Annotated in this window: 8 protein-coding genes; 7 read left to right on the top strand and 1 reads right to left on the bottom strand. The window is 62.4% G+C overall.

Annotated features, from left to right (window positions below; genetic code table 11):
* The first annotated feature begins 207 nt into the window (after nt 1-207).
* Entirely contained in the window at nt 208-624 is a 417-nt protein-coding gene (locus PMES_RS15750; RefSeq protein WP_159966692.1) for a ribbon-helix-helix domain-containing protein, read from the top strand.
* Between the two features lie 26 nt (nt 625-650).
* The gene (locus tag PMES_RS15745; protein WP_159966691.1) at nt 651-1,733 is read left to right on the top strand and encodes an extracellular catalytic domain type 1 short-chain-length polyhydroxyalkanoate depolymerase; all 1,083 of its coding nucleotides are present in this window, start codon (nt 651-653) and stop codon (nt 1,731-1,733) included.
* 188 nt (nt 1,734-1,921) lie between these two features.
* On the opposite strand, the gene PMES_RS15735 is transcribed toward PMES_RS15745, so the two are convergent.
* Nucleotides 1,922-3,460, bottom strand: a complete 1,539-nt coding sequence (locus PMES_RS15735; protein WP_201289023.1) for a DUF2254 domain-containing protein — start codon at nt 3,458-3,460, stop codon at nt 1,922-1,924.
* 172 nt (nt 3,461-3,632) lie between these two features.
* Between PMES_RS15735 and PMES_RS15730 the strand changes: the two genes are divergently transcribed.
* The 5 genes from PMES_RS15730 to PMES_RS16965 form a co-directional block, all read left to right on the top strand.
* On the top strand, nt 3,633-3,920 hold the full coding sequence (locus PMES_RS15730; RefSeq protein ID WP_159966689.1) for an endonuclease/exonuclease/phosphatase family protein: 288 nt from the start codon (nt 3,633-3,635) through the stop codon (nt 3,918-3,920).
* A 21-nt stretch (nt 3,921-3,941) separates the two neighbouring features.
* The gene (locus tag PMES_RS15725; RefSeq protein WP_159966688.1) at nt 3,942-4,694 is read left to right on the top strand and encodes an endonuclease/exonuclease/phosphatase family protein; all 753 of its coding nucleotides are present in this window, start codon (nt 3,942-3,944) and stop codon (nt 4,692-4,694) included.
* 301 nt (nt 4,695-4,995) lie between these two features.
* Complete coding sequence (locus PMES_RS15720) at nt 4,996-6,234, top strand: GAF domain-containing sensor histidine kinase (protein ID WP_159966687.1); 1,239 nt, start codon at nt 4,996-4,998, stop codon at nt 6,232-6,234.
* Nucleotides 6,235-6,585: 351 nt separating this feature from the next.
* Nucleotides 6,586-7,302 carry a phospholipase D-like domain-containing protein gene (locus PMES_RS15715; protein WP_159966686.1) on the top strand — a complete coding sequence of 239 codons (717 nt, stop codon included), beginning with the start codon at nt 6,586-6,588 and terminating at the stop codon, nt 7,300-7,302.
* On the top strand, nt 7,224-7,664 hold a 441-nt coding region (locus PMES_RS16965), incomplete at its 3' end, for a phospholipase D-like domain-containing protein (RefSeq protein WP_369123089.1). The genes PMES_RS15715 and PMES_RS16965, both read left to right, overlap by 79 nt.

Here is a 7,664-nt window from a genome sequence, read left to right as displayed (position 1 = left end):
AACGGCCGAGATCGTCCGCGTGGACTGATGACGGCGGGGAAAGGGGGCATCATGTCTCAGGCGTGAGTTACGCAACAACGCCGTCGTAGGCGCAGGCTCATCCGGGCGCGGCGCATTTCGCCGCCCATTCGGACCAGATTGGCCCGTTCACCCTTGAATCCTCCTGATTTACATCCATATACCATCCACACGGATGGAGGTTTGACTATGGCCGAGATTAAACAGCTCAGGGACAAGCAGCCTGATAATGAAAAGATCACCATAAATCTCGGCTTCGTTGACCTCGGTCGTATCGATCTTCTGGTGCAGGAGGGGTTCTACTCCAACCGCAGCGACTTCATCCGCACAGCGATCCGCAAGCAACTCGACACACATGGAGAGGCCGTCGACCGCTCCATCGAGCGCCATACCATGGAACTCGGCCTGCGGGACTTCGGCCGAGCGGAGCTCGAGCAGCTTCGCGCAGCTGGCGAGATCCTTCATATCAAGGTGGTGGGCCTTGCCCGCATCGGTTCAGACGTCACGCCCGACCTCGCCCAGGCGACCATCGGCTCGATCACCGTCCTCGGCAGCCTTCAGGCGTCCGCGGACATCAAAAAGGCCCTGGCCGACCGCATCCTGTAGCGGCGGTCCTTACAAGGACGGATCATATGATCACCTTCAACGCCGGCGCTTGGCGCCCGGCGAACGGAAAGATGCGCGCCGCGCGGCTTGCCTTCGCCAATGACCTTGTGACCCGCACCCTCGCCCAGCACGGTCTGTCTGCCGGGCCCGGGGCCGGGCTCTTCGCCCCGGGTGGCACAGAAACGCAGTCTGCCGCTCTTTCCGGTCTGCTGGCCCGCTTCCAGCCCCATGGCCAGCCACCAGCAGAACCCGTGGACCTTCCGGAAAGCGCAAGCTTTGCCGAGAGCAGCTTTACCTGTGCCGCCGGGACGCGCCGCTACCGCACCTATGTCCCCGCCTCGGCGCAAGAGGGGGCCGCTGGCCTTGTGGTGATGCTTCACGGCTGCACTCAGACGCCCGAGGACTTTGCAGCCGGGACTGGCATGAACGCCCTGGCCGAACAACATCGCTTCGTCGTCGTCTATCCGCAGCAATCGCGCGGCGACAACGCCCAATCCTGCTGGAACTGGTTCAGCCGTGGTGACCAGAAGCGCGACTGCGGCGAGCCTGCCATTCTTGCCGGTTTGACGCGCGAGATCATCGCCCGTCATGCCATTCCCCAAGACAGGGTCTTCGTGGCAGGCCTTTCGGCGGGGGCGGCAATGGCCGTCATCCTTGGCGGTGCCTATCCGGATCTGTTCAAGGCGGTGGGCGCCCACTCTGGGCTGCCCGCGGGTGCCGCAAAGGACGTCCCCTCCGCCTTCGCGGCAATGGCCGGATGCGAGACCGCGAACGCACCGCCCGGGGCGGCCACGCGGACCATCGTCTTCCACGGCGAAGCCGATGCTACGGTTCATCCGTCGAACGGCGAGCGTATCGTCCGGCAGGCTCTCGAGGGCGGCCCGGGGCAGAGTCTTCAGACCGAGAATGCGGGCACAACGGGCGGACGGTCCTATCGGCGCTGCACGACCTACGACGCCGCTGGCATTGAAGCGGTTGAACACTGGGTCGTAGAGGGCTTGGGGCACGCATGGTCCGGCGGACAATCCGCAGGCAGCTATACCGATCCGCAAGGTCCCGATGCGAGCACAGAGATGATCCGATTCTTCTTTGGGGGCTCCGTTCGATAGGTCGGGGGGAGGCATCGCTACGGAGTTGATATCGCGCGCAGCAATTGTCGGCCTGACGATTGCTGTCGCACTGATCTGAAGGAAACCTGTCCTACCAACAAGTCTCGTCCTACTGCCGCGCGAAGGGCGGCAGTAGTGAAACTACGCCGCGGCGCCCGTCCGCTAAGGTCCGTCTGCGGCACAGGATACTATGCTGCAACTGCGAAGATCTTCATGTTCAGCGCGGTCAAGAAGAGCTCAGAGCAGGCTTTCGCTGCGCTTGGCAGGAACCGCTGTTCAGCGGACCTTCCTGCCGTTCGCTGCGAGTGCTCGATCTGCGCTGCGGCTGCGAAGGCCTCGGGAAAGAGGGCGTTAACCGACATGCCGCAGCTGGAAGTCAAGGCCAGCTCTACCACTTGTTCGGCCATGCGGCCAATCAAGCACGTCTGGCCGTTCAAGCGCCGGGCGCCTTCATTGGCATGACGCCGTGTTTCGAGAAGGAGGCGTGAGCTCGTCTGACCCTCTCGAGATCGTGTGGGAAAATCCAGCTCCTGCTCCGCACGGGCGAAGGCAAGCGCTGCCTGATCGCGAGCGGCCTGGCTGATATCTGTCGCTGGCAGCGGTGCCAGCAGCTCGAGCGAGCGTTGGAGCCAGATCCCCACTTCGACTGATCCGACCCCATCCTTGCTGATCGCAGCATAGGCATCTTCCAACAGATCCTGGGGGTCCAGTGGCGGCACGAAGACCCGCTCGAGCTGCGGCTGCGCGCTGTTGTCGGCGTCCTGCTCGATGCTCCAGTCCCGGATGATCCGCGACATTCGCACGACGATGTCGATAGCTGTCCCCGGATCATTGATCCCCGGCGACAGGGCGCGAGAGCCGATCTCCGACATGACGATCAGGCCGAAGCGCGGATCACTGGCGTAGGTGCGCCGCTCCGCCAGGACGAACGCGTCGAGCAATTCACGCAGGTCAAGCACCGTCTCTCCAGCCAATGTCTTAACCATGGCGAGCCCCCGCTGCGGGTGGACGAACGCGCCCGGCTGGCTGCGAACGTAGACCACCGCGTCGTTCTCTTGCGCCCACCTGTCAAGCCGGCCGATGTCGATGTGTTGGATGAAGCCAAGTTCCTCGGAGTAGAGATCCACCCTGCTCTCCGGGATAACACCGACGGGACGCCCTCCCAGCGGCGCGGTGCGTTGAAAATGGCCGAAGGCCTCGCGTGTCGCCTCGTCCACCTTCCCGATGGTATTCTCCAGTCGACCTAGCCGCGCGATGTTGTCGACCCAGCGGACGAAGGTGACGATGACCCATGCGAAGATTGCGATGGTGAAGAGGAACAGCGCGAAGCGGCCGGCGATCCCGAAGTAGCCGACCTTGATCGCAATGATGCCCACGATGCTGAAGATGAAGGCGCCGATGGAGCTCGACAGCGCTTCCCGGGACAACCAGTCGGAGATGATCAGGGCGAAAGCGCGCGGCGTCGCACTGCCGCCGGCCGAGGCATAGGCCGACACCATGGAGGCAACGGCGATGGTTGCGACGCCCAGCATGCTGGTAGAGATCACCGTCAGCAGCTTTTCGACCGTCTCGGTGCTGATGTCGGGCACAATCTTCTGGAGCGGCAGGCCGTCCGCAAGATGCGCCACGAACACCACCGCGACAGCGAGAACGGCATTACGCAGAGGCTTGATCCAGAGCTTTTCGCTCAAGTGCTGAATGGTGAACTTCAGGCGGCTACGGATCATGATGACGCTTCTGCGGGATGTGGCGTCTTCATGCCGCGACCCGAGGTTTTGCAAGCCCAGAGAGGAAGCGCGTTCGACTGCCACAGGCATTGCAGATGGCACAGACGTCGCTTGTCTGACCGTTGGCTCGTTTTAACCATCATGGGCCGTATCGCGCGAAGGACTGCCGATCATGAGACCGCTGTTCTGGCTGATCTCCGCCCTCTTCGTGGTGCAGACGGTCTTTCCCCTGATACGCAGCTCCAGATGGTGGATTCGCATGAGCGATTTCCCCCGTCTCCAGATCGCCTCCGCGCTGGAGGTTCTGCTGGTGGCCTATCTGCTCCTGTTCGGGGTCACCGACCGCTGGGACATTCTCTACCTGTTGACCGTCGTGCCCGCGCTGAGCCTCCAGATATTCCTGATCTTTCCCCATACGGTTGCGGCGCCGAACCAACTCATGAAGGCGTCTGTGCATTGACCAGAGAACTGCATCAGGGCGATGATCTCGAACGTCCTGATGGAAAACCGCAAGTCGATCGACCCTCTTCAGATCGTGCGCGATGACGGTCCCGACCTGCTGCTCGTGGTGGAGACGGATGACTGGTGGCATGAGAAGCTCGAGTCGCTCGATGAGGTGTTTCCGTATCGGATCAAGCGCCCTCTGGACAACTATTATGGGATGGAGCTGTTCTCGAAGCTGGAGCACGAAGCCAGCGATGTCCGGTTTCTGCTGTCCGACAAGATCCCTTCCATTCGAACCGGCGTGCGCCTGCCCTCGGGGGTATGGATCGACTTCTTCGGTATCCAACCCCGGCCACCGGACCCGGACCCGGACCACGACAGCGAGGGGCGAAATGCCGGACTTCCGCAGGTCGCGAAGGAGATGCGCCAGTCGAAGCGCGCGGCCATCGTGACCGGCGACATGAACGACGTCGCTTGGTCGCATACCACACGGCTGTTCCAGCGGATGAGCGGCGCCTGGGACCCGCGGCGTGGTCGGGGCATGATCAGCACCTTCCATGCTGGTCACCTCCTGCTCAGGTGGCCACTCGACCACATCTTTCACGACAACTCCTTCACGCTGGTGGAGCTGCGTCGTCTGCCAAACATCGGATCGGACCACTTTCCGGCCCTGGCCGAGCTTCAATATGAGCCACAGGCCGAAGCGCAGCAGGACGCCCCGGAAGCTGATCAGGAAGATCGCGAGGAAGCGAAGGAGATCATCGAAGAAGGGCGCAAGGCTGTGGGCTGACGCGGTCGTCTTGACCGGACACGGCGCCGAACAGCTTATCCCCTGACCAGGAGTTGATGATGTGACCGCCCCCGACGGCATCGGTATGCCAAGGTGGGCCTGCAACAATCCGCATTGGAGGACGATCACATCATCAACGCCCTGCGGGGGCGCGAGGCGGTCTTTACGCAGTCCTGAGGTCGTGAGGCGAGCGGATATTGGGTCCAGAAGTGCAGCCCCGAAGCATTGCCACTCCGGCTGTGTTGTTATTCCTGCGCAATCGAGTAAGGGTTCGCCATATGCCAATTGACGATCGTGAGAAATGAACGACAAATCTTTGCGGCACGCGGTCATCCAGGACCACGCCGCGTATCTCGCTCTGGAACATGATTTCCAGGCCGACATCGAGATGCTTGCGGGCAGCGAGCTCGTCGGCACCATCCTCGAAACCGTCATGCTCGCGACGAACATGCGCTTCGCCGCGGTGGCCCGGGTGACGGCCGATCGTTGGGTGGCCTGTCGAACGGTCGACGAGGTCAATTTCGGCCTGGCCGAAGGCGACGAGATCGAGATCCAGTCGACCTTCTGCCAGTCGGTGCGCGAGACTTCGCAGAAGGTGCTCTTCAACGACGTTGCCACCGACGATGTCTATGGCAATCATCCCATCGCCGCCAAGTTCGGCATCGTCAGCTACGCATCCATTCCGATCCACCGCAGCGATGGCAGCTTCTTCGGCACGCTGTGCGCAATCGACACCGAGCCGCGCGACGTCAAGAACCTTCGTGCCGTCGCGATGCTGGAGATGTTCGCGAACATCATCGGCCGAAGTCTCGAAACCGAAGAGCGGCTGGAGGAGCAGGAGCGGCTTGTCGCGCAGGAACGCGAACTGGCGCGCATTCAGGAAGAGTTTGTCGCCGTTCTTGGACACGACCTGCGCAACCCGGTGGCCGCCCTGGACGCAGGGTTCCGGCAGCTGGAGAAGGAGCCGCTGACCGACCGGGCGCGCAGGATACTTCCGCTCATGCGATCCTCCCTGCATCGCATGAACGACCTGATCGAGAACATCATGATGCATGCCAAGGCCCGGCTCGGGGGCGGCATTCGTGTCAACGCCACACCCGACGCGCCGTTGACCCAAGCCATCACTCAAGTGGTCGAGGAGATCGGGGCCGCCGCGCCGGAGCACGAAATCTTGCTCGATCTCTCGTGGGATCAGCCGGTGAGCTGCGACGCGGCTCGCGTGGCGCAGGCTGTTTCGAACCTGATTTCCAATGCCGTGCGCCATGGCGGGTCAGATGCGCCCATCAGGGTGCAGGGGACCGCGAACGAATGCGGGATCGCGATTTCCGTAACCAACCGAGGCAGAGCCGTTCCCGACGAATTGCGTCAGCGATTGTTCCAGCCGTTCCAAAGGGGCCTCCAGTCGGAAGGCGAAGGGCTGGGGCTCGGTCTCTACATCGCATCCTCCATTGCCACCGCCCATGGCGGCCGCATCGAGGTCGATTGCGAGGATGGCACAACGACCTTCATGCTCAAACTGCCAGTCCTTCCGGCGGCCTGACCAACGCACTGGTCGGAAAGGAAATCTGTGTTGGTAACAGCGGCCGCAGCTCATGTCCTTGGGCATGGTGTAGCTGAGGCGGCCCGGTAAGATCGGGTTGCGAAAGCCGACCTGAACCGAGGGATGACCCCGATGATCAGATCCTTGATGGACCCGAGAGAGCTTGTCGAGCCTAAGCCGGATCAGTGATTGATCCGGGAGAGGGATCGCACGACGGAGGGTGATGCGGAACTCCTGCCCGTGAGGCGAACTGCCCTCGTGGACTGGACACAACGGCCCCCAAACTGCGGCTTCGAATGGGGTGGACAGGATACCTCTGAACTTCATCCCCGTCGAAGATGTTGCCTCCCCATGTCTCGAAGTGCACAGGGCGACAACGATCGCGCGCGATGGCAATGCGCCGAACCTAGCTGGAAGCTGTTCCAAGACAATCACGACATCCGGGACGCAGTCTTTCAGCGATGCAACCAGCCTCGTCACAGCACCGACATGGAGCAATACATAATCAGCATGCAGGGCGTCGGGCAGGTTCTGCTGAACCTGCTGGCAAGGAAGGCGCGGCAAGGGGTTGCCGTCCGGCTACTTGCTGACGGGCTTGGCAGCCGTGGCCTGACGCGCAGCGATGGCGCTCAGGCTCTTTTGCGCAACGGTGGGCGCATCAAGATGCTCAACCCACCCGCCAGTCTTCTGCGCCACCCGGTTGCACGGGCACCTCGCATGCATCGCAATACGCTGATCATCGACAACGCATGTATCATGGTCGGCGGCAGCTGCTACCAGGACCGGATGTCGAACTGGCGAGACACAATGCTTCAGGTCGGTGGCCCGCTCCCGCCGGCCAGCACGGCGACATTCGAGAGCGCTTGGCAAGACTGTTCCCAGAGCATCGCCGACGGCACGCCGCCGCTCGAAACGAAAGGCGCGACACCCGACGGCTGGTCCTTTGCGGCGGGCGGGCCGGCCCCTCATGCCGTTCCCGATCTGCGGAAGTGCCTGCCGGAGAGAATCGCGACCGCCGAGAGGGCCGTATCTCTGACGCCCCCTATCTGCTACCTGACCGCACCCTAAGAGATTCCCTGATCGCGGCGGCCAGACGCGGCGTGAAGGTGCGCATCGTGATGCCAGCTCATAGCGATCATCCTCCCCTTGACGCGCTGGGGCGCCGCTTCGCGCATGCCCTCGCTGCGCAGATGGACGTCGATGTGGCGTCCTCGGACCGCCATTTCAGGCCAAGCGCAATACGCGTATGCGCAGGGAAACGAGGCATTTCGCAACTCCCTGATCCGGTCATCCTTGCTGGAGTGGTGGAGAGAGGGTCCAGGCGGACGTCGCCTTCGGTTGCTTGTGGGCGTTGTTGCAGAACTCTGATTGTCGAGGATTCACATTGTGAATCCATGCGGTTAGACGGTCCGCATGAGCAAGCCATCACC

The sequence above is a fragment of the Profundibacterium mesophilum KAUST100406-0324 genome (assembly GCF_009835145.1).
Classification (GTDB): domain Bacteria; phylum Pseudomonadota; class Alphaproteobacteria; order Rhodobacterales; family Rhodobacteraceae; genus Profundibacterium; species Profundibacterium mesophilum.
Note: the sequence above shows the minus strand (reverse complement) of the source record. Positions and strands in the feature narration are given on the sequence as shown.